The 26,315-nt window shown below is 63.9% G+C and carries 25 protein-coding genes, 2 tRNA genes, 1 other RNA gene and 1 pseudogene; 11 read left to right on the forward strand and 18 right to left on the reverse strand.

What is annotated here, in order from left to right; translation table 11 throughout:
• Positions 1 to 7 precede the first annotated feature (7 nt).
• Genes BG457_RS10075 through BG457_RS10085 form a run of 3 tightly spaced genes read right to left on the reverse strand, consistent with a single transcriptional unit; the run spans position 8 to position 2,668 of the window.
• Entirely contained in the window at positions 8 to 655 is a 648-nt protein-coding gene (locus BG457_RS10075; protein WP_071797013.1) for a protein-L-isoaspartate(D-aspartate) O-methyltransferase, read from the reverse strand.
• Positions 652 to 1,437 (reverse strand): 5'/3'-nucleotidase SurE, encoded by a 786-nt coding sequence (gene surE / locus BG457_RS10080; RefSeq protein ID WP_071797014.1) that lies wholly within the window; start codon positions 1,435 to 1,437, stop codon positions 652 to 654. Before surE ends, BG457_RS10075 begins: the two co-directional genes overlap by 4 nt.
• Before the next feature lie 58 nt (positions 1,438 to 1,495).
• Positions 1,496 to 2,668, reverse strand: coding sequence for a T6SS phospholipase effector Tle1-like catalytic domain-containing protein (locus tag BG457_RS10085; RefSeq protein ID WP_071797015.1), 1,173 nt, complete (start codon positions 2,666 to 2,668; stop codon positions 1,496 to 1,498).
• 86 nt (positions 2,669 to 2,754) lie between these two features.
• Between BG457_RS10085 and rnpB the strand changes: the two genes are divergently transcribed.
• The 3 genes from rnpB (at position 2,755) to rpmG (ending at position 4,977) form a co-directional block, all read left to right on the forward strand.
• Positions 2,755 to 3,162, forward strand: an RNA gene (gene rnpB, locus BG457_RS10090) — RNase P RNA component class A.
• Between the two features lie 68 nt (positions 3,163 to 3,230).
• Positions 3,231 to 4,700 (forward strand): exopolysaccharide biosynthesis polyprenyl glycosylphosphotransferase, encoded by a 1,470-nt coding sequence (locus tag BG457_RS10095; protein ID WP_071797016.1) that lies wholly within the window; start codon positions 3,231 to 3,233, stop codon positions 4,698 to 4,700.
• Positions 4,701 to 4,809: 109 nt separating this feature from the next.
• Entirely contained in the window at positions 4,810 to 4,977 is a 168-nt protein-coding gene (rpmG, locus tag BG457_RS10100) for a 50S ribosomal protein L33 (protein ID WP_071797017.1), read from the forward strand.
• A gap of 316 nt (positions 4,978 to 5,293) precedes the next feature.
• Here rpmG and BG457_RS10105 read toward each other — a convergent pair whose 3' ends face one another.
• On the reverse strand, positions 5,294 to 6,973 hold the full coding sequence (locus BG457_RS10105; protein ID WP_071797018.1) for a BCCT family transporter: 1,680 nt from the start codon (positions 6,971 to 6,973) through the stop codon (positions 5,294 to 5,296).
• A 304-nt stretch (positions 6,974 to 7,277) separates the two neighbouring features.
• Between BG457_RS10105 and BG457_RS10110 the strand changes: the two genes are divergently transcribed.
• The 5 genes from BG457_RS10110 (at position 7,278) to BG457_RS10130 (ending at position 13,074) form a co-directional block, all read left to right on the forward strand.
• On the forward strand, positions 7,278 to 8,057 hold the full coding sequence (locus BG457_RS10110; protein ID WP_071797019.1) for an SDR family oxidoreductase: 780 nt from the start codon (positions 7,278 to 7,280) through the stop codon (positions 8,055 to 8,057).
• A gap of 119 nt (positions 8,058 to 8,176) precedes the next feature.
• Positions 8,177 to 8,701, forward strand: a complete 525-nt coding sequence (locus tag BG457_RS10115; RefSeq protein WP_071797020.1) for a flavodoxin domain-containing protein — start codon at positions 8,177 to 8,179, stop codon at positions 8,699 to 8,701.
• A gap of 66 nt (positions 8,702 to 8,767) precedes the next feature.
• On the forward strand, positions 8,768 to 9,490 hold the full coding sequence (locus tag BG457_RS10120; protein ID WP_071797021.1) for an ABC transporter ATP-binding protein: 723 nt from the start codon (positions 8,768 to 8,770) through the stop codon (positions 9,488 to 9,490).
• Entirely contained in the window at positions 9,487 to 11,847 is a 2,361-nt protein-coding gene (locus BG457_RS10125) for an ABC transporter permease (protein WP_071797022.1), read from the forward strand. The genes BG457_RS10120 and BG457_RS10125 overlap by 4 nt, the downstream gene beginning before the upstream one ends.
• A 15-nt stretch (positions 11,848 to 11,862) precedes the next feature.
• Complete coding sequence (locus tag BG457_RS10130) at positions 11,863 to 13,074, forward strand: efflux RND transporter periplasmic adaptor subunit (RefSeq protein ID WP_071797023.1); 1,212 nt, start codon at positions 11,863 to 11,865, stop codon at positions 13,072 to 13,074.
• A gap of 30 nt (positions 13,075 to 13,104) precedes the next feature.
• On the opposite strand, the gene BG457_RS10135 is transcribed toward BG457_RS10130, so the two are convergent.
• Positions 13,105 to 13,181: transfer RNA gene (locus BG457_RS10135), tRNA-Ile, on the reverse strand.
• Between the two features lie 128 nt (positions 13,182 to 13,309).
• On the opposite strand from BG457_RS10135, the gene purM reads away from it, so the two are divergent.
• A complete protein-coding gene (gene purM, locus BG457_RS10140) occupies positions 13,310 to 14,356 on the forward strand; it encodes a phosphoribosylformylglycinamidine cyclo-ligase (protein WP_071797024.1) in 1,047 nt (348 codons plus the stop codon).
• Positions 14,353 to 14,946, forward strand: coding sequence for a phosphoribosylglycinamide formyltransferase (gene purN / locus BG457_RS10145; RefSeq protein WP_071797025.1), 594 nt, complete (start codon positions 14,353 to 14,355; stop codon positions 14,944 to 14,946). Before purM ends, purN begins: the two co-directional genes overlap by 4 nt.
• On the opposite strand, the gene BG457_RS10150 is transcribed toward purN, so the two are convergent.
• From BG457_RS10150 to rlmB, 3 genes are read right to left on the reverse strand one after another with little or no spacing between them, the layout of a single operon-like run.
• Complete coding sequence (locus tag BG457_RS10150) at positions 14,930 to 15,487, reverse strand: DUF2799 domain-containing protein (protein WP_071797026.1); 558 nt, start codon at positions 15,485 to 15,487, stop codon at positions 14,930 to 14,932. The genes purN and BG457_RS10150 overlap by 17 nt on opposite strands.
• Positions 15,488 to 15,489: 2 nt before the next feature.
• Positions 15,490 to 16,392, reverse strand: coding sequence for an aldose epimerase family protein (locus BG457_RS10155; RefSeq protein ID WP_071797027.1), 903 nt, complete (start codon positions 16,390 to 16,392; stop codon positions 15,490 to 15,492).
• Complete coding sequence (gene rlmB, locus BG457_RS10160) at positions 16,389 to 17,168, reverse strand: 23S rRNA (guanosine(2251)-2'-O)-methyltransferase RlmB (protein ID WP_071797028.1); 780 nt, start codon at positions 17,166 to 17,168, stop codon at positions 16,389 to 16,391. Before rlmB ends, BG457_RS10155 begins: the two co-directional genes overlap by 4 nt.
• Positions 17,169 to 17,279: 111 nt before the next feature.
• On the opposite strand from rlmB, the gene BG457_RS20240 reads away from it, so the two are divergent.
• Positions 17,280 to 17,363, forward strand: a tRNA-Tyr gene (locus BG457_RS20240).
• A 72-nt stretch (positions 17,364 to 17,435) separates the two neighbouring features.
• On the opposite strand, the gene BG457_RS10165 is transcribed toward BG457_RS20240, so the two are convergent.
• The 10 genes and pseudogenes from BG457_RS10165 to sdhD all read right to left on the reverse strand — a co-directional run bounded on the left by BG457_RS10165 (position 17,436) and on the right by sdhD (position 26,308).
• A complete protein-coding gene (locus BG457_RS10165; RefSeq protein WP_084657581.1) occupies positions 17,436 to 18,497 on the reverse strand; it encodes a RelA/SpoT domain-containing protein in 1,062 nt (353 codons plus the stop codon).
• Entirely contained in the window at positions 18,497 to 20,296 is a 1,800-nt protein-coding gene (gene lepA / locus BG457_RS10170) for a translation elongation factor 4 (RefSeq protein WP_071797096.1), read from the reverse strand. Before lepA ends, BG457_RS10165 begins: the two co-directional genes overlap by 1 nt.
• Before the next feature lie 55 nt (positions 20,297 to 20,351).
• Positions 20,352 to 21,196: pseudogene (locus BG457_RS20245) on the reverse strand (urea carboxylase-associated family protein).
• Entirely contained in the window at positions 21,193 to 21,396 is a 204-nt protein-coding gene (locus tag BG457_RS10180) for a hypothetical protein (protein ID WP_071797030.1), read from the reverse strand. Before BG457_RS10180 ends, BG457_RS20245 begins: the two are co-directional and overlap by 4 nt.
• Positions 21,397 to 21,427: 31 nt before the next feature.
• Complete coding sequence (locus tag BG457_RS10185; protein ID WP_071797031.1) at positions 21,428 to 22,048, reverse strand: hypothetical protein; 621 nt, start codon at positions 22,046 to 22,048, stop codon at positions 21,428 to 21,430.
• A gap of 325 nt (positions 22,049 to 22,373) precedes the next feature.
• Entirely contained in the window at positions 22,374 to 22,862 is a 489-nt protein-coding gene (locus tag BG457_RS10190) for a hypothetical protein (RefSeq protein ID WP_071797032.1), read from the reverse strand.
• Positions 22,863 to 23,012: 150 nt separating this feature from the next.
• Entirely contained in the window at positions 23,013 to 23,792 is a 780-nt protein-coding gene (locus BG457_RS10195; protein WP_071797033.1) for a succinate dehydrogenase iron-sulfur subunit, read from the reverse strand.
• A gap of 9 nt (positions 23,793 to 23,801) precedes the next feature.
• Complete coding sequence (locus BG457_RS10200; RefSeq protein WP_084657583.1) at positions 23,802 to 24,116, reverse strand: hypothetical protein; 315 nt, start codon at positions 24,114 to 24,116, stop codon at positions 23,802 to 23,804.
• On the reverse strand, positions 24,113 to 25,918 hold the full coding sequence (sdhA, locus tag BG457_RS10205) for a succinate dehydrogenase flavoprotein subunit (protein WP_071797034.1): 1,806 nt from the start codon (positions 25,916 to 25,918) through the stop codon (positions 24,113 to 24,115). The genes BG457_RS10200 and sdhA overlap by 4 nt, the downstream gene beginning before the upstream one ends.
• Positions 25,919 to 25,927: 9 nt before the next feature.
• Positions 25,928 to 26,308: a succinate dehydrogenase, hydrophobic membrane anchor protein gene (gene sdhD / locus BG457_RS10210; protein ID WP_071797035.1), complete on the reverse strand. Its 381-nt coding sequence runs from the start codon at positions 26,306 to 26,308 to the stop codon at positions 25,928 to 25,930.
• Positions 26,309 to 26,315 lie beyond the last annotated feature (7 nt).

Below are 26,315 nucleotides of genomic sequence, written 5' to 3' on the forward strand. Positions count from 1 at the left end.
CCGCTGGCTATTGCCCCAGGCCCTCGACCAGCGGCACAAAGCGGACTGCGCGCAATTCCTCGTACTCATACCCGTCGTCACGCCGGATCACCCGGATCAATGTCTGCACCGTGTCAGACTGGCCGACCGGCACGACCATGATACCCCCAATCCGCAACTGCGCCAAGAGCGGGCCGGGCGGGTCTTCTGCGGCTGCGGTCACGATAATGCGATCAAAAGGCGCGATATCGGGCAGGCCATGGCTGCCATCGGTGACCATCGCGGTGACATTGTTCAGTCCCAGAGCGTCAAAAACCTTTTGTGCGGCCTGCGCCAATTGGCGGTGACGCTCCAGCGAATAGACCCGCCGCGCAAGCTGGCTCAGGATCGCCGCCTGATAGCCCGAGCCGGTGCCGATCTCCAGCACCTTGTCGCGCGGGCCGACCTGCAGCGCCTCGGTCATCAGCGCCACGACCGAGGGCTGGCTGATCGTCTGGCCGCAGGCAATCGGCAGTGGCATGTCCTCATAGGCGCGATCGGCGAAAATCCCCGTCACAAAGGCCCGCCGGTCGATCTTCTCCATCGCCTGCAACACGCGCGTATCCGTCACGCCCCGCGAGCGGATCGTGTAGATGAAGCGCATCCGCGCCTCGATCAGCGCGTCAGGATCACTCATTCCAGCGCCTTTCGCACATCATCCATCGCGTCATGCGCGCTCAGATCCGCGCGCATCGGCGTGACCGAGATATAGCCATCCAGATTGACCGCCGCATCCGTGCCCGCTGCGGTCGGCAGATGCTGCGGCCCGCCCTTGATCCACAGGAATTTGCGCCCGGTGGGTGAAATTTGCGACTCAACCCCGAAAAACGTATCTTTTCTATAGCCTTGCGGGGCGACCTTCATCCCCTTGACGGCCTCGCGCCCGACCGGCGGGAAATTCACATTGTAAAACAGCCGGTAGTCGCCCTTATCCCAGATCCCGCGCTTTAGCAGGCGGCGGATGATCGCCTCGCCATGCCCGACCGCTGCGTCAAAGGGCGATGGCAGATCCTCGCTCAACGGTCCCATATATTGCGACAGCGCAATCGCGGGCAGGCCCTGCAGCGCGGCTTCCATCGCGCCGCCGACCGTGCCGGAATAGAGCACATTCTCGGCCGAATTATTGCCCCGGTTCACACCCGAAAGCACCAGATCGGGCTTGGCTCCCTGCAGCACATCGTAAAGCCCGGCCAGCACGCAATCGGCAGGCGAGCCCTCAGCCGCATAGCGCCGCCTGCCCAGTTTCGCGATCATCATCGGATGGGTGTAGCTGATGCAATGCGCCACGCCCGATTGCTCGAAAGCAGGCGCCACGATCCAGACCTCGCCATCGGGCCCCGCGACATTCAGCGCGATTTCCTCCAGCACCGCCAGACCCGGAGCATTGATCCCGTCGTCATTGGTCAGAAGAATGCGCATCTCGCCCCCGATTGCCTTTCGACCTGCTTAGAACAGCGCCCGGTGACGGGCAAGGCCCTCAGGGCTGATAGTTCGGATCCTCAGGCAGATTGGGCGAGGCAAGATGCGGGCTGCCCTGACGCCCGGCCACCGAAGCATGAACCAGATCCGCCGCGCCGACCCTGCGCCTGCGCCAGAGCGGCAGATAAAGGCCAAAAGACGCAAGCGCGGGCGGGCCACGGCGCGGCAGAAAACCCGTCAGCTTCCAGAGCAGCGAGAGCGAGTTCTGCGCGGGCGCCCCCGGATCTGGCGCAACATAGCGCGGCGAAGGCCCGTCGCCCTGCCTGCCTAGAACGATACGCTTGACAGTGCCCCACCGATACTGCACCCCCAGCGCCTCGGTCTCGCGGATCATCCAGTCCAGCGCCACTTTGCCCAGCGCCGAATCGTGTTCGGGATAGCCGCCGCCCACATCGGCATGGACGCCCGCAAACCACATCTCGCGCAGATCCTGCGGCTGTCCGGGGCCGCGCCTGAAGCGGTTGCCATGGCAAATCTGCCCGCCCGGCCAGTGCAGCGGCTGATAGAGTGCGCGCCGCTCATCAAGCGCCACGGCATGACGCACCGCTGCCACGGACGGGTTCTCGCTCGTATTGGCATGCGCGCGAAAGCGCGGCCCATTGCGCCCCCATTCAAAGACCGAACTGACCGTATCGAACAGACCCAGGCACGCAATTGGCACCAGATCGGGCCGCAACACCCGATACCACAGATCCATCTCCTCCCAGTCGCCCCTCGCATCGGGGCGTTCGGCCACGCCCTTATAGGCGCGGTATGCCTGATCAAGCAGGTTCAGATGGCGGGGCGCCATCAGCCCGAAAGCATTCAGAAACCCCGCCAGCACCCGCGCGGTATAGGCGCCACGCGAAAACCCGAACAGCACCACACGGTCGCGCGGCTGCACCCGCTTGCCGTCGCGCTTCCCGTTATCGTAATTCTCCACCAGAAAACGGTAGGCGTCCTTGACATTTCGATCCAGCCCCCAGCCGGTTGCGCGGTCAAAGACCTCGCGCAGGCGCGCGCGCCAGTAGAACAGCGAATTCTCGCCGCCGAATGTGCCGACACCGGGGCTGTACCAGACCAGCTGGCGGTCGGATTTCTCCAGACAGCCATAAAGCCGCAGGATATTGCTGCGGTTGGACCGGACCGTATTCGCCGTGCCATCGAAGAGCAGAATGATCGTCTTGGTCATGCATGGCTCCCGGGAAGACGGACCCAAGCATAGCCCGGATCCCCGCTTGCGTCACCCGTGCAACGCGCCTATGTCAAAGCTGCGATGCGGAAGGTCGGATGACCGCGCCCCTTTCGGTGCGAGGAAAGTCCGGGCTCCATGAGGCAAGGGTGCCGGGTAACGCCCGGCTGGGGCAACCCAAGGGAAAGCGCCACAGAAAACAGACCGCCCAGTCGCGTCGGCTATGCCGGACCGGCTGGGTAAGGGTGAAACGGTGGGGTAAGAGCCCACCGCGGGACGGGCAACCGGACCGGCACGGCAAGCCCCACCCGGAGCAATGCCGAATAGGGACTTCGCGCGGGCGTGATCCGGGTCTTCCGGATATCCCCGCAGGGCCGCCTCAGCCCGAAGTCCGGGTTGGCAGCTAGATCCTGTCCGCAAGGGCAGGGGCAGATGAATGGTCATCCCCGGAGGCAACTCCGGGACAGAACCCGGCTTACAGACCCTCCGCATCGCGCTTCAGCCTTTCTTAAGCCCCGGTATGGCAAGCTCATAGCAATGCCGCCGCGCAGGATGGGGCCAGATGCGACAGACCCGCCAATCCGATCTCTTGCCGGGGCTGGAAGCCGTGGCCCCACCTGCGCGCCTGCGCCTGAACCCGGCGCAATTCCTCACCCTCGCCCGCGGGGGCGAGGTGGCGCTGATCGCCGCCTGCCTGCTGGGCGCATGGCTCTGGGCTGGGATGCCGCATTGGCCGGTCTGGCAGGGCGGGTCCTGGGTGCTTGCCGGGGCGGCTCTGGTATGGGGCTGGGCCCGGCTGACGCGCCCCCGGCCTAGCCAGATCCTCGGCGCCTATGACCAGCCCGGACAGGCCCTGCGCCATGCCCGACGGCTTTGGCTGATCGCCTTGCCGCTCACGCTCGGCCCGGTGCATGCCGCACTCGGACCCGAAGCCGCGCTTATCGCGGCAACCGGGCTTCTGCCCGCAGCGCTCCTGTCCCTGCTCTGGCGCGCGGCGCTGTCGTCGCGGGTGCGTCGGCTGATCCGGCAAGGCCGCCTTGGCCTGCGTGTCGTTGTCGCGGGCGGCGGGCGCGAGGCGCGCGAGACCCTGATGGAACTTGCGAAACTGCGCCGTCAGGGCGTGCAGGTGCTGGGGATTTTTGATGATCGCGAACCCGCGCGCTCGCCGCTGGTGCAACAGGGCGTGGCCAAACTGGGCCGGATCCGCGACATGCCCGCTTTCCTGCGCCGCACCCCTTTCGATCTGGTTATCGTGACCATGCCGCCAAGTGCAGAGGCCCGGATCGGCCAGATCCTTTCGGATCTCTGGGCCATGCCGGTCGATATCCGGCTGGCACCGGTGCGCTCGACCCTGATCTACCGTCCCCGGACCTATCGCTGGCTGGGCGGCGTCGCGCTGCTCGACCTTTTCGACCGGCCCCTGCGCGCGGCGGATGCCGCGCTCAAACGCAGCTTTGACCTCTGCCTTGCTGCGCTGATCCTGATGCTGCTCGCGCCGCTTTTCGGGCTGATCGCGCTCGCGATCCGGCTGGACAGTCCGGGCCCGGTGTTTTTCCGGCAGGCGCGCGAAGGCTACGCCTCGCGCCCCTTCCATGTCTGGAAATTCCGCAGCCTGCATCACGCGCAAAGCGATCCCGGCGCGGTGGTGCCCGTGACTGCGGGCGACAGCCGCGTAACCCGTCTGGGGCGGATCCTGCGCAAGAGCTCGCTGGACGAGTTGCCGCAGCTCTTCAATGTGATCGAAGGCAGCATGTCCCTTGTCGGGCCGCGCCCGCATGCACTGGGCGCGCGCAACCGCGAGATGGAATTCGCGGCCGTCGTGCGCAGCTATGCCGCGCGCCACCGCGTCAAGCCCGGCATCACCGGGCTTGCGCAGGTGCAGGGGCTGCGCGGGCCGGTCCAGACGCCGGATCAGATCAGCCGCCGCGTGGCGCTGGATCTCGAATATATCGACCGCTGGTCACTGATGCTGGACCTGCGCATCCTTGCCCTGACCCTGCCATCGGTCCTGCGTGGCGAAAACGCGGTCTGAGTGCTGATTTCCGGCCCTTTGCGGTTGACATGGCGCAGCAGACCAGTAGAAGGCGGGTTCAGAATTCAATCGGGCGCGCACCGCGCTTTGCCCGGTCAGGAGAGAGACAATGGCAAAGCCAACCACCATCAAGATCCGCCTGAACTCGACCGCGGGAACCGGGCATTTCTACGTCACCAAGAAAAACGCCCGCACCATGACCGAGAAATTCTCGATCAAGAAATACGACCCCGTTGTGCGCAAGCATGTCGAATACAAGGAAGGCAAGATCAAGTAATCCTGCCCGCTTTGACCGACTGGAAGGCCGCCTCCCTCGGGACGCGGCTTTTTTCGTTCCGCCATGCGGACAGGGGGGGGCGCTACGGGATGTAAGGTGCGTGCTGCAGCACGCACCTTACCGGCAGCGGCGGCATGCCTCGGGACGGACACCCTGCCGCCACCTTGCGCGATAGATCACCGGCCGAACGCGGCCGCCCCGGCCTCAGCATAGGCCATTCGCTCACCTGATTGACGCACAAGGCCCCCGCCGGAAGCGAGGGCCTTGCCATCAGTCGCAGAGGCGCCGAGGGTAGGGGTGCCTCAGGTGCCTCCGGCTAGCGGGGTTCGTTCATCAACCCCTTGACCAGCGCGTAACAGGCCATCAGCAGCACGATGGCAAAGGGCAGTCCGGTCGAGACCGATGCCGCCTGCAGCGCCACAAGCCCGCCGCCCAGCAGCAGCGCTGCCGCCACCAGACCCTCGAAGATCACCCAGAAAACCCGCTGGCTGACCGGCGCGTTGATCTTGCCGCCTGCCGTGATCGTGTCGATGACCAGCGAGCCGGAATCGGACGAGGTGACAAAGAACACGATCACCAGAATGATGCCCAGAACCGAGGTAATCGCGGCAAGGGGCAGTTCCGAGAGCATCCCGAAGAGCGAAAGCTCCGGCACATAGGCTTCGACCACGAAGCCATAGACGGCGCTTTCAGCCACATTGTCGATCAACTGGCTGATGGCGGTGCCACCGAAAGCGGTCATCCAGATGGCCGAGACGATGGTCGGGATCACCAGCACGCAGGTGATGAATTCGCGCACCGTGCGGCCCCGGCTGACGCGGGCGATGAACATGCCGACAAAGGGCGACCAGCTGATCCACCAGGCCCAGTAGAAGGCGGTCCATCCCTGACGATAGCCATCATCTTCACGCCCGATCGGGTTGGACAGCGCCAGGATCTCGGTCGCATAGGATCCCAGATTGCTGAAGAACTGCGAAATCAGCGTGAAGGTCGGCCCGACAAGGATCACAAAGGCCATCAGCAGGATCGCCAGCACCATATTGATCTCTGACAGCACCTTGACGCCGCCTTCCAGCCCGCGCAGCACCGAAATCAGTGCAAGACCGGTGATGATCGCGATCAGGATGACCGGGAAGGTCGCCGTCGCGCCCAGATCCTCGATGCCGAAGACAAAGCCGATCCCGGCTGTCGCCTGCTGCGCGCCAAAGCCGAGCGAGGTCGCAAGGCCGAAGAGCGTGGCAAACACCGCCAGAATGTCGATGACATGGCCGCGCCAGCCCCAGATCTTGTCCCCGAAGATCGGATAGAAGATCGAGCGCACGGTCAGCGGCAGGCCCTTGTTATAGGCAAAGAGCGCCAGCGACAGCGCGACCACCGCATACATGGCCCAGGGGTGCAGACCCCAGTGATAGATCGTGGCAGCCATGGCGGTACGGCGCGCGGCCTCGACCGTCGCCGGATCGGCCAGCATGCCCTCGACAATGCCGATATCGCGGCTCAACGGCTGATCGCCCCAGGGCGTGGCAAAGTAATAGGCCGGTTCCAGCACGCCGAAGAACATCAGCCCGATGCCCATGCCTGCGGCGAAGAGCATCGCGAACCAGCCAAGGTAACTGTAATCCGGCGTTGCCTCCGCCCCGCCGATGCGAACCTTGCCCAGCGGCGAGATCAACAGGCCAAGGCAGACCAGCACGAAGATATTGCCGGCCATGATCAGGAACCAGTCGAAGGTCGAGGTCAGATAGCCGCGCATCGCGCCCAGCGCCGGGCCGACCGCCTCCTGAAAGGCCAGCGTGATGATGACGAAGGCCACCACGACCAAACCCGAAACGACAAAGACCGGATTATGGATATCCAGACCGAAAGGGCCGATCTTCGGGGTGATGTTATCCTGACCGATCTCATAGTCGGTCTGGATGATTTCCGACGCGCCCTCGGGCTCCGGAATCGCCTCTTCGGTCGCGGCAGAACCATCGTCCTCGTCAATTTGTGACATTGCGTATTCCCCTTGTTGGACCCGTCGTATCACTTGCGGGCCTTGAGTGTTGCGTCAGTGACCGGCCTATGTCGCACCGGCCAGCGGGCTGCGCCGCGCCTTCTGCGGCTCGCAGGTCAGCCTTTACCGATTCCGCGCGTTGACCCCCTGACGATGGGTCACGCTAACATGACAAATTGGTGAATTGTTACCCTTGGCGGCGAAGAATGTTCCATAAGCGACAGAATCTTGTCGCTCGGGCGGGTTTGTCGGCATCTCTGCCGGGTGTTATCTCTGTCGCAAGCGAGTGGATCAGGAGGACAGGATGGATCTGGGACTAACCGGCAAACGCGCGCTGGTCTGCGCGTCATCAAAGGGTCTGGGCCGGGGCTGCGCAGAGGCACTGGCCGCCGAGGGGGTGGATCTGGTGCTGAATGCGCGCGGGGCCGCGGCGCTGGAGGCCACGGCGGCCGAAATCCGCGCCGCGCATGGCGTCGCGGTGGTGACAGTCGCCGCCGATATCACCTCTGAGGCCGGGCGCAGCGCGGTGCTGGAGGCCGCGGGCGCGGTGGATATCCTTGTCACCAATGCAGGCGGGCCGCCGCCGGGGATGTGGAGCGACTGGTCGCGCGAGGATTTCATCAAGGCGCTGGATGCGAATATGCTGACACCCATCGCGCTGATGCAGGCGGTTCTGCCGGGCATGATCGCGCGCGGCTGGGGGCGGGTGGTGAATATCACCTCCGGCTCGGTAAAAGCGCCGATCCCGGTGCTGGGCCTGTCCAATTCCGCCCGCGCCGGGCTGACCGGTTTTGTCGCCGGCACCGCGCGGCAGGTGGCGGGCAAGGGGGTGATCATCAACAACCTGCTGCCGGGCATCCATGACACGGACCGCGCCTCTGCGCTCGATAGCGGTGTGGCCAAATCAGAGGGGATTTCGATGGCGGAGGCGCGCACGAAGCGCGAAGCGACCATTCCGGCGCGGCGCTATGGCACCGCGGCCGAATTCGGGGCGGCCTGTGCCTTTCTCTGCTCGCAGCATGCCGGGTTCATCGTCGGGCAGAACCTGCTGCTGGATGGCGGCGCGATCAACGCGACCTTGTGAGCGCAAACCCGGCCTCTGGCTGCCGTAAGGTCAACCCGCCTTGATCTGGAACAAGGCGGGCGCGCTTTTTCACGGCCATCGTCTGCGCTGAACATCCCAGGGTCAACCGAAGGTGGTGCATGGATATCGTGATTCTCTTCGAGACGGTCGAAGGCCAGACCGGCAAGATTGTCGGGGTGGTGGCGGAACAGGCGCGCGATCTGGGCCACAGGGTCACGCTGTGCGACACAGCGCAAAAGACCGTCAATGGCGCATTGAACGGTGCCGACAGGGTGATCCTCGCCGCCCCCGTCCATGAACGCCGCCATCCGCGCAGTTTCGAGGCCGCATTGGTCGCCGCCCGCGCCGAGCTTGCCGCGCGCCCGACGCTGATGTTGTCGGTCAGTCTGAAAGCGGCCTTTCCCGACGGGCTGGAAGAGGCGCGCGACTATCTGATCGAGATGGAGATGCGCACGGGCCTCAGACCCACGCAGGAGGTGCTGGTCGCAGGCGCTGTCCGGCTGAACGCCTATGACTATTACGAGCGCCAGATCGTGCGCCATGTGGCGCTTGCCGGGCATGAGGTCGCGCTTGGCGAAAGCGGGCGCGAGTTTACCGACTGGTCCGCTTTGGAAGCGCAGGTCGCCGCGTTTCTGCGGGGCTGAAGCCGCCGCCTGGTCTTTTTTGATTTTGATCAATGTGGGGGCCATCGGCTGTGCTAGGGTGCCGCCATGGCGCGCGATACTCAGGCATTACCCGTCTTTCGGGCCGAGGGCTTGACCCGGATCTACCGCACCGGCGCGGTCGAGGTCCGGGCGCTGCGCGGCGTCGATCTGTCACTGACCGAAGGCGAGATGGTGGTGCTGCTCGGTGCCTCGGGGTCGGGAAAATCGACACTGGTCAATATCCTTGGCGGGCTGGATCTGCCGACCGACGGGCGGGTGTTCTTCCGCGAGCGCGAATTGACACGGGCCAGTGACCGGGCGCTGACCGCCTTTCGCCGCGACCATGTAGGATTCGTCTTTCAGTTCTACAATCTGGTGCCCAGCCTGACCGCGCGGGAGAATGTGGCACTGGTGACGGAAATCGCGCGCAACCCGATGACGCCTGAAGAAGCGCTGGCACGGGTAGGGCTCGCGGCGCGGATGGACCATTTCCCGGCAGAACTGTCGGGGGGCGAGCAACAGCGCGTGGCCATCGCCCGCGCCATCGCCAAGCGCCCCGATGTGCTGCTCTGCGATGAACCGACCGGCGCATTGGACAGCAAGACCGGGATTCAGGTGCTCGAAGCGCTGCATGAGGTCAATCGCGATCTGGGCACCGCCACCGTGCTGATCACCCATAATGCCGCGATCCAGCGCATCGCGCATCGCGTCGTCGTGCTGGCCGATGGCCGGGTCACGCGCGACGAGATCAATACCGCACGCGTCCTGCCCGCAGAGGTAAGCTGGTGAGGGCGCTGGACCGCAAACTCCTGCGCGACCTGCGCCAGATCTGGGCGCAGACGCTGGCAATCGCGCTGGTGCTGGGCTGCGGGATCATGGTCATGGTGGGCGCGCAGGCCACGCAGGCGACGCTGGTCCAGACACAGGCCGCCTATTACGACCGCCACCGTTTCGCCGATATCTTTGCAGGCATGACCCGCGCCCCGGCCGAGATCGTGTCGACTGTAGCCATGATCCCCGGCGTCGCGCAGGTCGAGGGGCGCATCGGCCTGCAGGCGGTTCTCGATATCGACGGCATGGCCGAACCCGCGACCGGGCGCATCCTGTCACTGCCCGCCACGGGGCCCACCCTGAACCTGCCACTGATCCGGCGCGGCGCGCTGCCCGATCCGTCACGGCCCGAAGAAGTGGCGCTCTCCGAACCCTTTGCCGAGGCGCATGACCTGATCCCCGGCAGCCGCTTTCATGCCGTGCTGAACGGCCAGCGCCGCGAACTGACCGTGACGGGCTGGGTGCTCAGCCCCGAATTCATCTATGCCATGCCGCCCGGTGCGCTGATGCCCGATGACCGCCGTTTCGGGCTGATCTGGATGGGCGAGGGGGCAGCGGCGGCGGCGATGGACATGCAGGGCGCGGTGAATGAACTGGCGTTGCGCCTGACCCGCGAGGGCGACAGCCGCGCCGTGATCGACGCGCTGGATACGCTTCTCGACCCCTATGGCGGAACCGGCGCCTATGGCCGCGACCGGCAGGTCTCGCATGCCTTCCTTGATGGCGAGCTAAGCCAGCTGGGCGCGATGGCCGTCTATATCCCGCCGATCTTCCTGATCGTTTCGGCCTTTCTGGTCAATATGGTGCTGGGCCGCCTGATCGCGATGGAGCGCGTGCAGATCGGGCTCTTGAAGGCGCTGGGCTATGGCCGGGCCGAGATCGCCGGGCATTACCTGAAACTCGCGGCGCTGATCGGGGTGATCGGCGTGGGTCTGGGCTGGGGCTTTGGCTGGTGGATCGCCGATGCCATGATCCGGCTCTACGGCGATTATTTCCGCTTTCCCTTCATCCTGCGCGACTGGGGCACGCGAGCGCTGGTCATCTCCGCGCTGCTGGGGCTTGCCACTGTGGGCCTGGGCGGGCTGCGCGCGGTCTGGTCGTCGCTGAAACTGCCGCCCGCCGAAGCGATGCAGCCCCCGGCACCGCCGGTTTTCGCGCGCGGCATGGCCGACCGGGTGCTGGCCGCGCTGCGCCTGCGTCAGACCACGATGATGATTTTTCGCTCGATCCTGCGCTGGCCGGGGCGGGCGGCGATCACGCTCTTCGGGGTCTCCGCCTCGGTCGGGGCGCTGGTGATGAGCTATTTCATGATGGATGCGGTCGAGTTGCTGGGCGAGAGCGTGTTCCAGCAGGCCAACCGCCAGCAGGTGACGATCAGCCTGTCTCAGGCGCAGACAGAAAGCGCCGTGCAGGATGCGACCAGCCTGCCCGGGGTGCTGCGCGCCGAAGCGTCCTATGTGATGCCGGTCCGCGCCCTGCATGGCCATCGCAGCCGCCTGACCGCATTGCAGGCGCATTTCCCCGGAACCGAACTTGCGCGGCTCGTCGATGATGCAGGCGCGGTGGTGGCGCTGCCCGTTGACGGGGTGGTGCTGCCCGAAATGCTGGCCCGCGCGCTGGGCATCTCTGCGGGCGAAAACCTGCGTATCGAGATGCTCGCCGCACCGCGCGCGGTGCTCGACCTGCCGGTGGCGCGGATCATCCCGCAGGGGTTGGGGCAAGAGGTGCATATCGCCGCCCCCGCACTTTTTGCGGCGATGGACAGCGTGCCGCAGGTCAATATGATCCATCTTGCGGTGCAATCCGACCGGATGGACGCGCTCAATGCCGCGATCAAGGAAACCCCCGCCATTGCCGGGCTGACCGACTGGGCCGAGGTGCGCCGCCAGTTCGACGCCACGCTCAGCGAAAGCCTGCTGACCATGGTGCTGATCTACACGCTGATCGGCGTGCTGATCGCCATTGGCGTGGTCTATAACGCCGCGCGAATCCAGCTATCCGAGCGCAGCTATGAACTCGCCAGCCTGCGGGTGCTGGGTTTCAGCCGCGCCGAGGTCGGATATGTGCTGGTGGGCGAGATGATGTTGCTGACCCTGCTGGCGATTCCGGCGGGCTGGGTTCTGGGCGTGTTTCTGGCGCAGGGCATGGTGGGCGCGATCTCGACCGATATGATGCAACTGCCCTTCCATCTGAGCCGCCGGACCTATGCGCTGGCCGCGCTCGCGGTCTTTCTGGCGGCGCTGGGGGCGGTTCTGATGGTGCGGCGGCGTCTGGACCGGGTGGATCTGGCCACGGCGCTGAAGTCGCGCGCGTAAAAGAGAGGTTTGAGGATGACCATGTTTCGCAAGCTGTTTCTGGGTCTGATCGGGCTGGGGCTTGTGACGGCGCTGATTTGGGCGCTCTGGCCGCAGCCGCAGCGGGTCGATCTGGCGACAGTGAGCCGTGCACCGATGCAGGGCGCGATCACCGCGCAGGGCGTGACGCGGGTGCGCGCCGCCTATACGATTGCGGCACCCATCACCGGCAGCGTCACGCGCTCGCCGGTCGAGGTGGGCGATGCCGTGGTTGCAGGCGAAACCGTCGTCGCGCTGATCCGGCCTGCCGATCCGGTGCTGATGGATGCCCGCTCGCGCGCCGAGGCCGAGGCGGCAGTGATCGAGGCCGAAGCCGCTGTCGGCGTGGCCGAGAGCGATCTGCGGCAGGCCGAGACCGCGCTTCGCGCAGCGCGCACGCAGCTTGCCCGCAGCCGGGCGCTGGCGGAAAGCGGCACCATCCCGCACCGGATGCTGGAGGAAATCGAGACAACCTATCAGAGCGCCACCCAGACGGTTGAGGCCGCGCAATCCCGGCTGGATCTCTCCCGCGCCTCGCTGACCCGCACGCAGGCGCAACTGATCGGGCCGGATCTGAACTTCGACCCCTCGGATGACCCCGGCGCCTGCTGCATGCGTATTCTTGCGCCCCAGACCGGTCTGGTGCTTGACGTCACGGATCTGAGCGCGCGGCTGGTGCAGGCCGGAGCACCACTGCTGACCATCGGCAATCTCGACGAGATGGAAATCGAACTCGACCTGCTCTCGACCGATGCCGTGCGCGTGCCCGCAGAAGCCCGCGCGCTGATCGAGAACTGGGGCGGTTCGGGCGTGCTGGAGGCGCGGCTGCGCCGGATCGAGCCTTCGGCCTTCACCCGCGTCTCGGCGCTGGGGATAGAGGAACAGCGCGTGCGCCTGCGTCTCGATCTGCTGGCCGGACCGCAAGAGCGGCAGGGTCTGGGCGAGGGGTTCCGCGTCACCGTCCGCCTGATTCTGTGGGAGGCGCAGGACGTGCTGCAACTGCCGCAGGCGGCATTGTTCCGGCAGGCGGGGGATTGGGCGGTCTTTGTCGAAGAGGACGGGCGCGCGCGGCTGCAGATCGTCGAGATCGGGCGTCAGGCTTCGGGGCAGGCCGAAGTTCTGGTCGGCATTGCCGAAGGCGCGCGGGTGCTGCTCTATCCGGGTGCCGGGATCGAGGACGGGGCAAGCATCCGCGAGCGTGAAGGCTAGGCAGGGTCGCAAGGGCTTTGCGCGACGGCGTGGTAGGCCCGGAGGGACTCGAACCCCCAACCAAAGCGTTATGAGCGCTCTGCTCTAACCAATTGAGCTACAGGCCCGCCTGCGCGTGGTGCTATGCGCAAAGCGCGGGCGGGTCAAGACGCCAGTGGGGCTTGTCTGCTTGCCCTGCCTGCCCCGATCCGCTATCGCGCGGCGTGAGGACATTTCGCTGCAAGGGGCTGCAATCATGTCAGAGGGCAAGAACGGGTTGAGTTATGCGCAGGCAGGCGTCGATATCGATGCGGGCAATGCGCTGGTCGAGGCGATCAAGCCTGCCGCCAAGGCCACGGCACGCCCCGGCGTCATGGCGGGGCTTGGGGGCTTTGGCGCACTGTTCGACCTGAAGGGCGCAGGCTACTCGGACCCGATCCTTGTGGCGGCAACAGATGGGGTGGGCACCAAGCTGCGCATTGCCATTGACACCGGCCATCTGGACACGATCGGCATCGATCTGGTGGCGATGTGCGTCAATGATCTGGTTTGTCAGGGGGCAGAGCCGCTGTTCTTCCTGGATTATTTCGCGACCGGCAAGCTGGATGTGCCCGCTGCGACCCGCATCATCAACGGGATTGCCGAAGGGTGTCGCCTGTCAGGTGCCGCGCTGATCGGTGGTGAGACGGCGGAAATGCCGGGCATGTATGAAGCCAAGGATTTCGACCTTGCGGGCTTTGCCGTCGGCGCAATGGAGCGCGGCACCGATCTGCCTGCGGGGGTGCAGGCGGGGGACGTGCTTCTAGGTCTGGCCTCGGACGGGGTGCATTCCAATGGCTACTCGCTGGTGCGCAAGATCGTCGAGCGCACGGGTCTGGGCTGGGATGCGCCGGCACCTTTCGCCGATGAAACCCTTGGCGCGGCACTGCTGGCGCCCACGCGGCTTTATGTGAAACCCGCGCTGGCAGCGGTCCGGGCGGGGGGCGTGCATGCGCTGGCGCATATCACCGGGGGCGGGCTGACCGAAAACCTGCCGCGCGTGCTGCCCGAGGGCATGGGCGCCGAGATCGATCTGGGCGCATGGACGCTGCCGCCTGTCTTCCGCTGGTTGGCAGCAGAAGGCGGGATTGCAGAGGCCGAGATGCTCAAGACCTTCAATGCCGGGATCGGCATGGTGCTGGTCGTGGCCGCCGATCAGGCCGGGGCGCTGACCGCGCTTCTGACTGATGCGGGCGAAAGCGTGCACCATCTGGGCCATGTCGCGCCCGGCGCAGGCATTCGCTATTCCGGGGTGCTTGCGTGAACAAGCGCGTTGCGATCCTGATTTCCGGGTCAGGCTCGAATATGGTGGCGCTGGCGCAGTCGATGACGGGCGATCATCCGGGGCGTGCCTGTCTGGTTCTGTCGAATGATCCGCAGGCCGGGGGGCTGGCCAAGGCGAGAGCCATGGGCATCCCCACAGCCGTGGTGGATCACCGGCCATTCAAGGGCGACCGTGCCGCGTTTGAGGCAGCCCTCATGGAGCCGCTTCTGGCCGCCGCGCCCGATCTGATCGCGCTTGCAGGCTTCATGCGCGTGCTGACGCCTGATTTCGTGGCGCGTTTTGAGGGGCGGATGCTGAATATCCACCCCTCGCTTCTGCCGAAATACAAGGGGCTGAACACCCATGCCCGTGCCATCGCGGCGGGCGATACCGAGGCCGGATGCACGGTCCATGAAGTGACGGCGGCCCTTGATGACGGCCCGATTCTGGGGCAGGCGCGGGTGCCAGTCCTGCCCGGCGATACGGCCGAAACCCTGGCGGCGCGCATCCTGCCGCTGGAGCATCAGCTTTACCCCGCGGTGCTGCGCCGCGTGCTGGAGGGCAAGCGCGCCCCTATTGCGCTGCCCTGAAAGCGCGGATCTCGCGTTCGATCCGCGAAAGCTCCGCGCGCGCGAAACCGAGATCCAGCCGCAGCGACAGGATTTGCGATTGATTGGCCTGCCATTCCGCGCGGCCCTCTTCCTGACCGGCCAGCGCGGCATTGCGCCGGGTCAAGGCGTTGATCTCGCGCTCAATCTCGCTGATGCGCTGGCGCTGGCGATGGGCCGCAAGCCCCAGTTCATGCCCGCGCAGGAACCCGGCTTCGCTGGCGGCAGGGCAGGTATCGCGGTAGCGGTTCCCGGCCTCGCCCTCGCGCAGCCCGCTCAGCGGCGTGCAATATTGCCGCAAACCCGCCTCATAGCCCTGCGCCCAGGCGGCGCGATCCGGGGTCACATCAACTTTGGCGCAGGCCGTCACATGCCGCTCGAACTGCACCGCCCCCACGCGCCCCGCAGCCCCGTCACGCTGGCCGATGCTGACCCAATCCCCCGCCAGACATTCCTCGCGCGAGACCGAGGCGCAGGCGGAAAGCAGGGCGAGCGCGGCAAGGGCAAGGGGCAGGGTGCGCATGGTCAGGCTCCGTCAGGCAGGGTGAAACGCCACTCGGTCACCTGCACAAGCGGGCCGTCTTCGGGCGCAAGCAGGATCGACGGGTAGCCCGGCTGGTTCGGCGCATCCGGCCAGCACTGCGGCTCCAGCGCAATGCCGAACATTGAAGCACCCCCGTCATAGACCTGCAATCCCGGCTCGGTTGTGGCGAGTTCCATCTCCGGCGCATCCGGGGCGGACAGCCATGCCACCGGGCGCAACGCCGACCGCGAGTCCGACAGGCAGAAATTATGGTCATAGCGCGGCCCGCCATCGAGAGGGCGACCTTCGCGCAGGTCCATCTCGCCTGTCACCGCGACCGGCGCACCCGCGGGGCAGAGCCGCGCATCGACCGGCACAAACTGGTCCGCCGCCACCCGCAGGCGATGCCCGTCCAGATTGCCGCGCCCGGTCAGGTTCCAATAGACATGGCTGGAGAGGTTCATCAGCGTGGGCCGGTCGGTGCGCGCCACCAGATCCAGCCGCAGGGTCATCTCCGCCACGCGATAGCGCGCCTCGATCCGGCGCTGGCCCGGAAAACCGCCCTCGCAATGGCCAAGATCGAGGGCGAAGGTCGCATGCTCCGGCCCCTGATCGGCAATCGCCCAGTCCCGCGCATGCAATCCCGGCTCGCCGCCATGCAAGAGCGTCGTGCCCTCATTCGGCTCGAACCGCCAGAGCTGATCGCCGATCATCGCCTCTGCGCCGCGGATCCGATTCGCCACCGGCCCGACCACCGCCCCATGATAGCCCCGGCCCGCGTGATAGGCCGCCATGTCGGGCAGACCCGCCACAACCTGATGACCACCCAGCCAGAGCTGATGCAGCGCCGCGCCATAGGGCAGAAGCTCCGCCTGCAGCGCCCCTGTACCGATGCGCAGCATCATTGCGCCATCCTTGCGGCATAGAGCGCCACAGCAGCCGCGTTCGACACGTTCAGCGAGCCAAACTCGCCCGCGCTCGGCACCCGCAAGATCAGGTCACAAGTCGCCCGCGTCTTGTCGCGCAGCCCCGGCCCCTCGGCCCCCAGCACCAGCGCAATCGGGCCGGGCGGGAAACGCGCCAGCCCCTCGGCCAATGTCACCTCGCCAGTGCCGTCGAGGCCCAGGAGCACATAGCCTAGCCCCTTCAGCGCCTCCATCTCCTCGGCCAGATTGCGCACCCGCAAATAGGGCTGACGTTCCAGCGCGCCGCTCGCGGTCTTGGCCAAAGCACCGGTTTCGGGCGCGGCATGGCGCTGGGTGGCGATCACGGCTTTCGCGCCGAAGACTTCGGCCGAGCGCAGGATCGCGCCCACATTATGCGGGTCGCTCACATGGTCCAGAAGCACCACCAGCCCGCGCGCGCCTTCCGGGGCGCAGACCTCCGCCACCGTACCCCAAGCCAGCGGGCGGACCTCCAGCGCGGCGCCTTGGTGCACGGCTTGGCTGTCCAGGGGGGCCGCGAATTTGCGCGGGTCGCTGATTTCGGGGTCCATCCCCGAGGCCGCGACCGCCTCGGCCAGCTTGTCGGCGGCATTGCGGGTCAGGATCAGGCGGCGCTTGTCGCGGGCGGGGTTTTTCAGAGCATCTTCCACGGCATGCAGGCCAAAGAGCCACAGCGTTTCCTGTGCGCTGGCGCGCCGTGCCTTTTCCTTGTCGATCACCCAGGCGGGTTTTTTCATCGGATTTCCCCTGTCTTGCGGGGGCGAGAATGCGGCAGGCGGGCAGGGGGGCGCAAGGGTGATTTTAGCCTCTTGACGCCCGCCGGGGGCTTCGTTAGACGGGCGCTCATAGGGCGACGGGCTGCAAGGTGCGGCAGCGGACTGTAACTCCGCCGGGGAGACCCACGCCTGGTTCGATTCCAGGGTCGCCCACCACTTTTCCTTTAGATTTCAGAGTGGTGGGCCGCGTGTGGCGCGTGTTTTCTGTAAGGCGCGGAATAAACGAATTCATCCGCGATGACTGTTTGGCGCTAAGTTTAATCCTTGTTGAACATATGAAACAAAATCTCGAGTATCAGCGAAGTAGTTTCTAAAGGCGCTTTGAATTGAACCACTTTTTGGTCCTTCTACTGACCGGACTAGGACAACATCGTAAGGATCACCATCCCTTACATTTGCTTGCTCGATTTTTTCCAGTTTCCGCACGGCATCGGAAAAGCTTGAAAATCTCAAGATCTTCGTCCGTTCTTGGTATTTCTCGGGTCTTTTATTAAATATCAGAATCGCGTTCTTGTGAATTGCGGTCACGTTGAGTGCAACAGAATTGTATTGCTCAAAAAGATTGAGTATTTTTATTTCCTGATCAATTTCTAAAATTGATTTCGCTATTTCTGATATCGTTAGATCTGGTCTGCAACTCGTGCTTGCTTCGAAGCTTCTAGCAATAAGTTCACTCGTCAAACAAAAGAACTCCGAATAAGCTTGTGCAGCTCGCCCGAATTTATGTTCATTCCCTGTGAGTAGTCCCGCCACTTCAACTGCTGTAGCCCAAGCGTGCTGATATATCGTTCGATACTGCAATTCGATTCTTAGGCCGTCCCAAGGCTTGCTGCTTGAGCTTCTTCCGCAATATTCATAAACATCATGAATCCCACGATAGCCGTCAGGCTTTGGAGAAATGATGTAATTATACCTGTCGTTTTCACTCAGGAGCTTATGGGAAAAATTAGCTCGGTGATAAGATGATCTAAAATCTTGAAGCTCTTGCGTGTTCTTGAATATCAGGCGACAGCCTGCAATATCTTGCATCTCAGTTAATGAAAAGTTAGGCCTTCGTGTTAGTTTGTCATAAATGGTAACGCGCCGCTTTAATCTCTGTGCCACAGTTATGTCTTTAGAGCGTGCTCGATTGCGAAGCGATGCCTGAAACCCATTCAATACATGGACGTGGCTAGCCCGGAAATTCTCGATGATTTGATGATCATGCAATCTTGCACTGCCTGCTCGGATTGCACGGCCTGCTTTTTTAACCTCACTTCGCGTATGTAGTGGTGCTACGCTTCTAGCCATCACCCATCCATCTTCAACGCGCTTATAAACGCCTGCTGCGGGATCTCCACCTTCCCGAACTGGCGCATCTTCTTCTTCCCGGCCTTCTGCTTCTCCAGCAATTTCTTCTTCCGCGTCACGTCGCCGCCATAGCATTTCGCCGTCACATCCTTGCGCAAAGCCGCCAGCGTCTCGCGCGCGATGACCTTGCCGCCGATGGCTGCCTGAATCGGGATCTTGAACATATGCCGCGGGATCAGGTCTTTCAGCTTCTCGCACATCGCCCGCCCGCGCCCTTCGGCCCGGTCACGATGCACCATCATCGACAGCGCATCCACCGGCTCGTCATTGACCAGCACCTGCATCTTCACCAGCTTGTCCTCGCGGTAGCCGGTGATTTCATAGTCAAATGACGCATAGCCCTTGGAGATGGATTTCAGACGGTCGTAGAAATCGAACACCACCTCATTGAGCGGCAGGTCATAGACCACCATCGCGCGCGAGCCCGCATAGGTCAGTTCCTGCTGGATGCCGCGCCGGTCCTGACAGAGTTTCAGCACATCCCCCAGATAGTCATCCGGCACAAGGATCGTGGCCTTGATGCGCGGCTCCTCGATATGCTCGACATGGGTCAGGTCGGGCAGGTCGGCGGGGTTGTGCAACTCCATCATCGTGCCGTCGCGCATATGGACGTGATAGACCACCGAGGGCGCCGTGGTGATCAGGTCGATATCATATTCGCGCTCCAGCCGGTCGCGGATGACCTCCAGATGCAAGAGGCCCAGGAAGCCGCAGCGGAAACCGAAGCCAAGCGCGGCAGAGCTTTCCATCTCATAGCTGAAAGACGCATCATTCAGCGCCAGCTTCTCGATGGCGCTGCGCAGATCCTCGAACTCATTGCTGTCCACGGGGAAGAGGCCACAGAACACCACTGGCTGCGAGGGCTTGAACCCGGGCAGCGGCGTGTCGGTGCCCTTTTTCTCATGCGTGATCGTGTCGCCCACGCGCGTGTCGCGCACCTGCTTGATCGAGGCCGTGAGCACGCCAATCTCGCCCGGCCCCAGCTCCGCCACATCGACCATCGCGGGTTTCAGCACTGCCAGCTTGTCGATCCCGTATTTCGCACCGGTCTGCATCATCTTGATCTGGTCGCCCTTGCGGATGACCCCATCCATGACCCGGAACAGCACGACAACGCCTAAGTATGCGTCATACCAGCTATCCACCAGCATGGCCTTCAAGGGCGCATTGCGCTCGCCCTTGGGCGCGGGCAGGCGCTTGACGATGGCTTCCAGCACATCGGGAATCCCGAGGCCCGATTTGGCGCTGATCAGCACCGCGTCTGACGCATCGAGCCCGATCACATCCTCGATCTGTTCCTTCACGCGCTCGGGTTCGGCGGCGGGCAGGTCGATCTTGTTCAGGACCGGCACGATCTCGTGATTGGCCTCGATCGCGGTATAGACATTGGCCAGCGTCTGCGCCTCGACCCCCTGGCTGGCATCCACCACCAGAAGCGAGCCCTCGACCGCGCGCATGGAGCGCGAGACCTCATAGGCGAAATCGACATGTCCGGGCGTGTCGATCAGGTTCAGCACATATTTCTCGCCATCCTGCGCGGTATAGTCGATCCGCACCGTATTGGCCTTGATGGTGATCCCGCGCTCGCGCTCGATATCCATCGCGTCCAGAAGCTGGTCCTTCATGTCGCGGTCGGACACCGTGCCGGTTGACTGGATCAACCGGTCAGCAAGGGTGGATTTGCCGTGGTCGATATGGGCCACGATCGAGAAATTGCGGATATGCGAAAGCTCTGTCATGGCCTGTCTATGTAGCGGTTTGCGCGGGTGGTCAATGGGGATTGCAGGGCTTGTGTCAGCCCGGCCCATGCCTTCGTGAATAGCCAGAGCGGGCAGGGGGCGCCAGCCCTCCAGCGCGCCTGCCGGGGGCGTATAGATCGTGACCTCCAGCGGGTGACAGATGGCCGCGTCCGAGGAATGCTCTGCCCCGCAATCCCCGCCCGGACAGGCCGAGAGCACGCCCAAGAGGTCGATTTCGGCGAAGAACTCAATGTAATCGCCCTGACGCGCGGGGCTGGCCTTCATGAAATACTGGCCCGTGTCGCGGGTGAATCCGGTGCACATGAAGACATTGAGCACATCATGCACATGCGGTTCGACCTCTGCCAAGGGCCTGCCCATATGCGCCGCCAGCGCCCGCGTCAGGTTGGAATGGCAGCAATGGTGATACTCCTGCCCCTGCAACAGATGATGGGTATAGGGATCGCAACGCGTGCCGATCACATCATGCACCCGGCCGCCATGCGGGTCGGTGCCGTACCAGTCCAGACTATCGGCGGTAATCGTCGCCATGGGCCGCAGAAAGGGCAGGCAGGACCAGAGCCGGTCGCCGGCGGAGACATGCGTGCCATGCAGCGCGCGGGTCTTGCCCGAGAAGAAGCGTTCGCTCAGATTATCGGCTGCAAAGAGGTTCAGATCCCCCACTTGCGCGCCCTCCGGGCAGGAAATGCGGAAGAAACTGCCCGCAGGCACCGTGAAGGCCCCGGCCTCGCGCGGGGCAATGCGCAGGCGTGGACCTTCAACCGCAACAGCCCGTGCTGCATGATACAGATCCAGCGGCGCGGGCGGCAGGGTCGCGGTCGGGTAGCAGATCACCGGGGCAATGGCGCGGCGCGCTCCCGCATCTTCGGGCGCGCTCATTTCATCTCCCCCGCCAGACAGTCGCGCGGCTCGCGTCCTTTCGGCAATGCGGTTTCCGCCCCGCAGGCCGCACAGGTGAACAGCACCCGCCCATCCGCGAGCTTGCGCGTATCCTGCCGCCAGCGACAGCCGCGCTGCTTCCAGGGGCGCAGGATCAGGATCACCGCAAGGACGATCAGAAGGACAAGGATCAGGATCATGCCTGCGTTGTGCCGGGCCGCGCGCCACAGGTCAAGGCATTGTCACCATTCCGGCGGCGCGCAGCTTCTCACGACTTGGATACCACATCGGCACCTGCGGCAGATCCGCCAGCCGCGCGACAAAGCTCTCTTCCACCCCCTGCGCGCGGTAGATCGCCAGATCGCGCTGCATCTCGGCCACAGGGTCGATCATGCCGAAATGCCGTTCACGGACCAGCGCATAGCCATGCAGCCCAAATCGCGCTTCAGGCCCCAGACTGCGTGCAGCACCGCCCGCAAAGATCAGCGCACAGGCCGAAGCGCAATGCCCCTCGACATGGGTGGCAATCCCATGCGCGCGCAGAACCGTCACCGCGCCGCGCGCCTCGGAAATATAGCCGCCATGGCTTTCAAGCGTCAGCTGGCGGATCTCGGGATGCGTGGCCACCAGCCCGCGCAGGGCCTCGGTCAGGCCAAAATCCACCAGCCCTTCAAAGTGGAAACCCGCCCCACCCGCGTCCAGCCGCAACTCGAAATCCGGCGGCGGGGGGATGCGCAGGGCACGCGGCTGGGCCTCGGTCCGGGCCATGGCGATACCAAGCAGGGCCAGCCCGGTCAGAGCCAGCGTCAGCAGGAGTCTCAGCACATGCAGGTCGATATCAGGGTGCCGCATGGCCCCATTCTGCCCGTTTCAGGCCGAAACGCCGATCACATTCCCGAGCGGAGCACCGGAGCGCATGCTGGTCAGCGGCCCATATGTCCTTCGCGAGGATACCGGGTCGTGCAACTGTGCCGACGCCTGATCCATGATGTTCCAGCTTCTGCGGATCCGCGCGGTGTGACAAGAAGGCGATGATCAAGGCTGACCCTGAAACCTGACCTGCGGCGCAGTTCCGGTTGAGGCCTCTAGAAAAGCACTGACACGCTGATACGCTACAACCTATTGTTTTCTCGGTCTTTCGAGGCAATAAATCCTGTCAACTTGAGATAAAGTCGTTTCAATACCAATACACATCCTTGCCGAGCTTTTCTGCGACCAGCGTACCCCAGCTTTCATGTAAACCCATATCTGTTGGCTGAAGATCGCACTCGTCGGACATAGGATCATCATGTGCGACAGCCAATCCAAACGCCAGTTGGCCGGGATTGTTTCGAACCTCGCTGGAGCCATCAAACAAGGCGCACAAGTCAAAGACGACCAGCGATGACGCAAAACGTAACAAGACGAGCAAATCATCATCGGTGACACCTGCTGCCTTGATCTTGTTCAGGATCGTCGGCACCCTTGCTGACGGAAATTCATGCTGGTCATAGTCCAGAACCGACTGCGTGCCAACTTCCACGCTGCTAGCCATTTCAACCAGTAACGTGGCGCGGGCCAGTTGAAAAATGCCTTCCTTCAGTTCGCTCCCAGCCCACGCTTCTGGTTCCTCAACCCCAAGTGCTTTGAAGGCCTCGATAAGGGTCTCGATGTCTTGTATTTTCAACTCTGGCGCCCTTTGAAACTGGCAATATACTCAGGTGGTTTCGCTATGACTGGCGGCATTCTTGCGCCACGCAGACCTTTGTTGCTGGACGCGGAATCTCGCAACAACCTCGAAGTAATAGGGGGGGCGATGCCCCCCCCAACGCGCGGCTCAGATCACCCGCTCGACCATCATTTTCTTGATCTCGGCAATCGCCTTTGCGGGGTTCAGCCCCTTGGGGCAGGTCTGGGCGCAATTCATGATCGTGTGGCAGCGATAGAGCTTGAACGGATCATGCAGATCGTCCAGCCGCTCGCCCGTGGCTTCGTCGCGACTGTCAATCAGCCAGCGATAGGCATGCAGCAGCGCCGCCGGGCCAAGATAGCGGTCACCATTCCACCAGTAGCTCGGGCAGGAGGTCGAGCAGCAGGCGCACATCACGCATTCATAGAGCCCGTCGAGCTTCTCGCGATCCTCGATCGACTGTTTCCACTCTTTCGCGGGCGTGTTCGTGGTCGTCTCCAGCCATGGCTTGACCGAGGCATGCTGCGCGTAGAAATGGCTCAGATCGGGCACCAGATCCTTGATCACCGGCATATGGGGCAGGGGGTAGATCTTCACATCGCCCGAAACCTCATCCATGCCGAAGATGCAGGCGAGGCGGTTCTGCCCGCCGATATTCATGGCGCAAGAGCCGCAAATCCCTTCGCGGCAGGACCGGCGGAAAGTCAGCGTCGGGTCGATCTTGGTCTTGATATAGATCAGCGCGTCCAGAACCATCGGGCCGCAATCGTCCAGATCGACGAAATAGGTATCGACCTGCGGGTTCTTGCCGTCATCAGGGTTCCAGCGATAGATCTGGAACTTGCGCAGCGTGCCGCCGGTTTCCGGCTTGGGCCAGGTCTTGCCGGTGCGCATCTGGCTGTTCTTGGGAAGGGAAAACTGGACCATCGTGCTACCTCATCGCAGGAACGGGGCAAGCCCGTCCGTGGCTAGACATCTGATTGTTTCGGGACGCGTGGCAATCTCGTAGACCAGCGCGCTTGTCGTCGGATGGACGACAGGTTGCGTTGCCGCAAGGGCAAGCTGCGTGATTTCTGCCCCGGACGCATTGTTGATCACGCAGTCGCTGGCCTGTTCCAGCGGCACACCGGGGAAGCGTTCCGCCAGCACCGGACGCACGGCTTGCCGCGCGGCGTCCCGCGCGAACTGGTCCTGCACCGGCGCGCAGGCCACCAGCGCCAGCGGCGCCGCAAGAAGGGCCGCGCGGATCAATAGACCCGCGCCTTGGGCGCGATTTTCGCCAGATCAATGCCGCCTTCTTCCTGCTTCGTCAGCGGCTCGGTCACAACCGGGCGGTAATCCAGCGCGACATTGGTGCCGTCCATGCGCGCCAGGGTGTGCTTGCGCCAGTTCACATCGTCGCGGTCGGAATAATCCTCGCGCGCATGCGCGCCACGGCTTTCCTTGCGCGCCAATGCGCCATTGATGGTGGTCAGCGCGCAGGGCATCAGATTGTCCAGCTCCAGCGTTTCCATCAGATCCGAGTTCCAGATCAAGGAGCGGTCGGTAACTTGCAGATCGCCCATCTTGGCCGCGACCTTGCCCATCTCGGACACGCCTTCGGCCAGCACCTCTTCGGTGCGGAACACGGCGGCATTGGCCTGCATGGTTTTCTGCATCTCCAGCCGCAGATCGGCGGTCGGGATCGCCCCGTTCAGGTTGCGGAAATGGTCAAACCGCGCGACCGCCTTGTCGACACTGGCGCGGTTCAGGGTCGGGTTCGGCGCCTTGGGGTCCACCACCTGACCGGCGCGGATGGCCGCAGCACGTCCGAAGACCACCAGATCGATCAGGCTGTTCGATCCCAGCCGGTTCGCGCCATGCACGCTTGCGCAGGCCGCTTCACCCACCGCCATCAGGCCGGGCGCGATGCGGCCCGGATTCTCGCTATCGGCGTTCAGCACCTCGCCCCAGTAATTCGTGGGGATGCCGCCCATATTGTAATGCACCGTCGGCAGAACCGGGATCGGCTCCTTGTTCACATCGACACCGGCAAAGACCCGCGCGCTCTCGGAAATCCCCGGCAGGCGCAGTTTCAGCGTCTCGGGCGGCAGGTGGTTCAGATGCAGATGGATATGGTCCTTGTTCGGCCCGACCCCGCGCCCTTCGCGAATCTCGATGGTCATGCAGCGCGACACCACATCGCGCGAGGCCAGATCCTTGTAGGTCGGCGCGTAGCGTTCCATGAAACGCTCGCCCTCGGAATTGGTCAGATAACCGCCTTCGCCGCGCGCGCCCTCGGTGATCAGGCAGCCCGCACCATAGATCCCGGTCGGGTGGAACTGCACGAATTCCATATCCTGCAAGGGCAGACCTGCGCGCGCCACCATCCCGTTGCCGTCGCCGGTGCAGGTATGCGCCGATGTCGCAGAGAAATAGGCGCGGCCATAGCCCCCCGTCGCCAGCACCACCATCTTGGCGTTGAACAGATGCAGCGTGCCATCATCGAGTTTCCAGGCCAGCACCCCCTGACACACGCCATCTTCGGACATGATCAGGTCGGTCGCGAAATATTCGATATAGAATTCGGCCTTTTCCTTGACCGACTGGCCATAAAGCGTGTGCAGCATGGCATGCCCGGTGCGGTCGGCGGCGGCGCAGGTGCGCTGCACCGGCGGGCCTTCGCCGAATTCGGTTGTGTGCCCGCCAAAGGGGCGCTGATAGATCCGGCCATCCTCGGTGCGCGAAAACGGCACGCCGTAATGTTCCAGCTCATAGACCGCCTTGGGGGCTTCGCGGGCGAGATATTCCATCGCATCGGTATCGCCCAGCCAGTCGGACCCTTTCACCGTGTCATACATATGCCATTGCCAGCTATCGGGGCCCATATTCCCCAGACTGGCGGCAATGCCCCCCTGCGCCGCAACCGTGTGCGAGCGCGTCGGGAAGACCTTGGTCACGCAGGCGGTTTTCAGCCCCTGTTCGGCCATGCCGAGCGTGGCGCGCAGTCCAGCCCCACCCGCGCCCACGACGACGACATCGTAGAAATGTTCTTCGATCTTGTATGCAGACATTGGTTTTCCTCAGGCGCGGAACAGGACAGCGGCGACGGACAGCACGCCCGCCACCCCGAAAGCCCAGCAAAACAGGGTATTGGCCAGCAGGGCCGCAGTGCGGGTCGCTTTGCCGGGCACATAATCCTCGATCACGGTCTGCAAGCCCTGTTGCAGATGGGCGAAAGCCGCGATCATGAACAGCACCGCGACCAGCGCGTGCCACAGGTTCGAATAGGTGGCGACGAACACCTCATGCCCGCCCCCCAGCGCGCGGCCAAAGGGGAAGATGAACAGCAGCGTCAGCGGAATAAGTGCGACCGAGGTGACGCGCTGGCTCCACCAGTGATGCGAGCCTTCGCCAGCCGCCCCATGGCCATGGACGCGCGCGTAATCTGTCTTGAAACCCATGATCCAG

This window comes from Natronohydrobacter thiooxidans (assembly GCF_001884735.1).
Taxonomy (GTDB): domain Bacteria; phylum Pseudomonadota; class Alphaproteobacteria; order Rhodobacterales; family Rhodobacteraceae; genus Roseinatronobacter; species Roseinatronobacter thiooxidans_A.

What these genes read in the sequence shown, in the direction of transcription:
- BG457_RS10155 (WP_071797027.1), bottom strand. Translation starts at nt 16,392, where the DNA reads ATGATGCTGCGCATCGGTACAGGGGCGCTGCAGGCGGAGCTTCTGCCC.
- BG457_RS10180 (WP_071797030.1), bottom strand. Translation starts at nt 21,396, where the DNA reads ATGATCCTGATCCTTGTCCTTCTGATCGTCCTTGCGGTGATCCTGATC.
- BG457_RS10120 (WP_071797021.1), top strand. Translation starts at nt 8,768, where the DNA reads ATGGCGCGCGATACTCAGGCATTACCCGTCTTTCGGGCCGAGGGCTTG.
- BG457_RS10085 (WP_071797015.1), bottom strand. Translation starts at nt 2,668, where the DNA reads ATGACCAAGACGATCATTCTGCTCTTCGATGGCACGGCGAATACGGTC.
- BG457_RS10075 (WP_071797013.1), bottom strand. Translation starts at nt 655, where the DNA reads ATGAGTGATCCTGACGCGCTGATCGAGGCGCGGATGCGCTTCATCTAC.
- sdhA (WP_071797034.1), bottom strand. Translation starts at nt 25,918, where the DNA reads ATGTCTGCATACAAGATCGAAGAACATTTCTACGATGTCGTCGTCGTG.
- BG457_RS10105 (WP_071797018.1), bottom strand. Translation starts at nt 6,973, where the DNA reads ATGTCACAAATTGACGAGGACGATGGTTCTGCCGCGACCGAAGAGGCG.
- BG457_RS10095 (WP_071797016.1), top strand. Translation starts at nt 3,231, where the DNA reads ATGCGACAGACCCGCCAATCCGATCTCTTGCCGGGGCTGGAAGCCGTG.
- rpmG (WP_071797017.1), top strand. Translation starts at nt 4,810, where the DNA reads ATGGCAAAGCCAACCACCATCAAGATCCGCCTGAACTCGACCGCGGGA.
- lepA (WP_071797096.1), bottom strand. Translation starts at nt 20,296, where the DNA reads ATGACAGAGCTTTCGCATATCCGCAATTTCTCGATCGTGGCCCATATC.
- BG457_RS10130 (WP_071797023.1), top strand. Translation starts at nt 11,863, where the DNA reads ATGACCATGTTTCGCAAGCTGTTTCTGGGTCTGATCGGGCTGGGGCTT.
- BG457_RS10185 (WP_071797031.1), bottom strand. Translation starts at nt 22,048, where the DNA reads ATGCGGCACCCTGATATCGACCTGCATGTGCTGAGACTCCTGCTGACG.
- purM (WP_071797024.1), top strand. Translation starts at nt 13,310, where the DNA reads ATGTCAGAGGGCAAGAACGGGTTGAGTTATGCGCAGGCAGGCGTCGAT.
- surE (WP_071797014.1), bottom strand. Translation starts at nt 1,437, where the DNA reads ATGCGCATTCTTCTGACCAATGACGACGGGATCAATGCTCCGGGTCTG.
- rlmB (WP_071797028.1), bottom strand. Translation starts at nt 17,168, where the DNA reads ATGAAAAAACCCGCCTGGGTGATCGACAAGGAAAAGGCACGGCGCGCC.
- BG457_RS10115 (WP_071797020.1), top strand. Translation starts at nt 8,177, where the DNA reads ATGGATATCGTGATTCTCTTCGAGACGGTCGAAGGCCAGACCGGCAAG.
- BG457_RS10150 (WP_071797026.1), bottom strand. Translation starts at nt 15,487, where the DNA reads ATGCGCACCCTGCCCCTTGCCCTTGCCGCGCTCGCCCTGCTTTCCGCC.
- BG457_RS10110 (WP_071797019.1), top strand. Translation starts at nt 7,278, where the DNA reads ATGGATCTGGGACTAACCGGCAAACGCGCGCTGGTCTGCGCGTCATCA.
- sdhD (WP_071797035.1), bottom strand. Translation starts at nt 26,308, where the DNA reads ATGGGTTTCAAGACAGATTACGCGCGCGTCCATGGCCATGGGGCGGCT.
- BG457_RS10165 (WP_084657581.1), bottom strand. Translation starts at nt 18,497, where the DNA reads ATGGCTAGAAGCGTAGCACCACTACATACGCGAAGTGAGGTTAAAAAA.
- BG457_RS10195 (WP_071797033.1), bottom strand. Translation starts at nt 23,792, where the DNA reads ATGGTCCAGTTTTCCCTTCCCAAGAACAGCCAGATGCGCACCGGCAAG.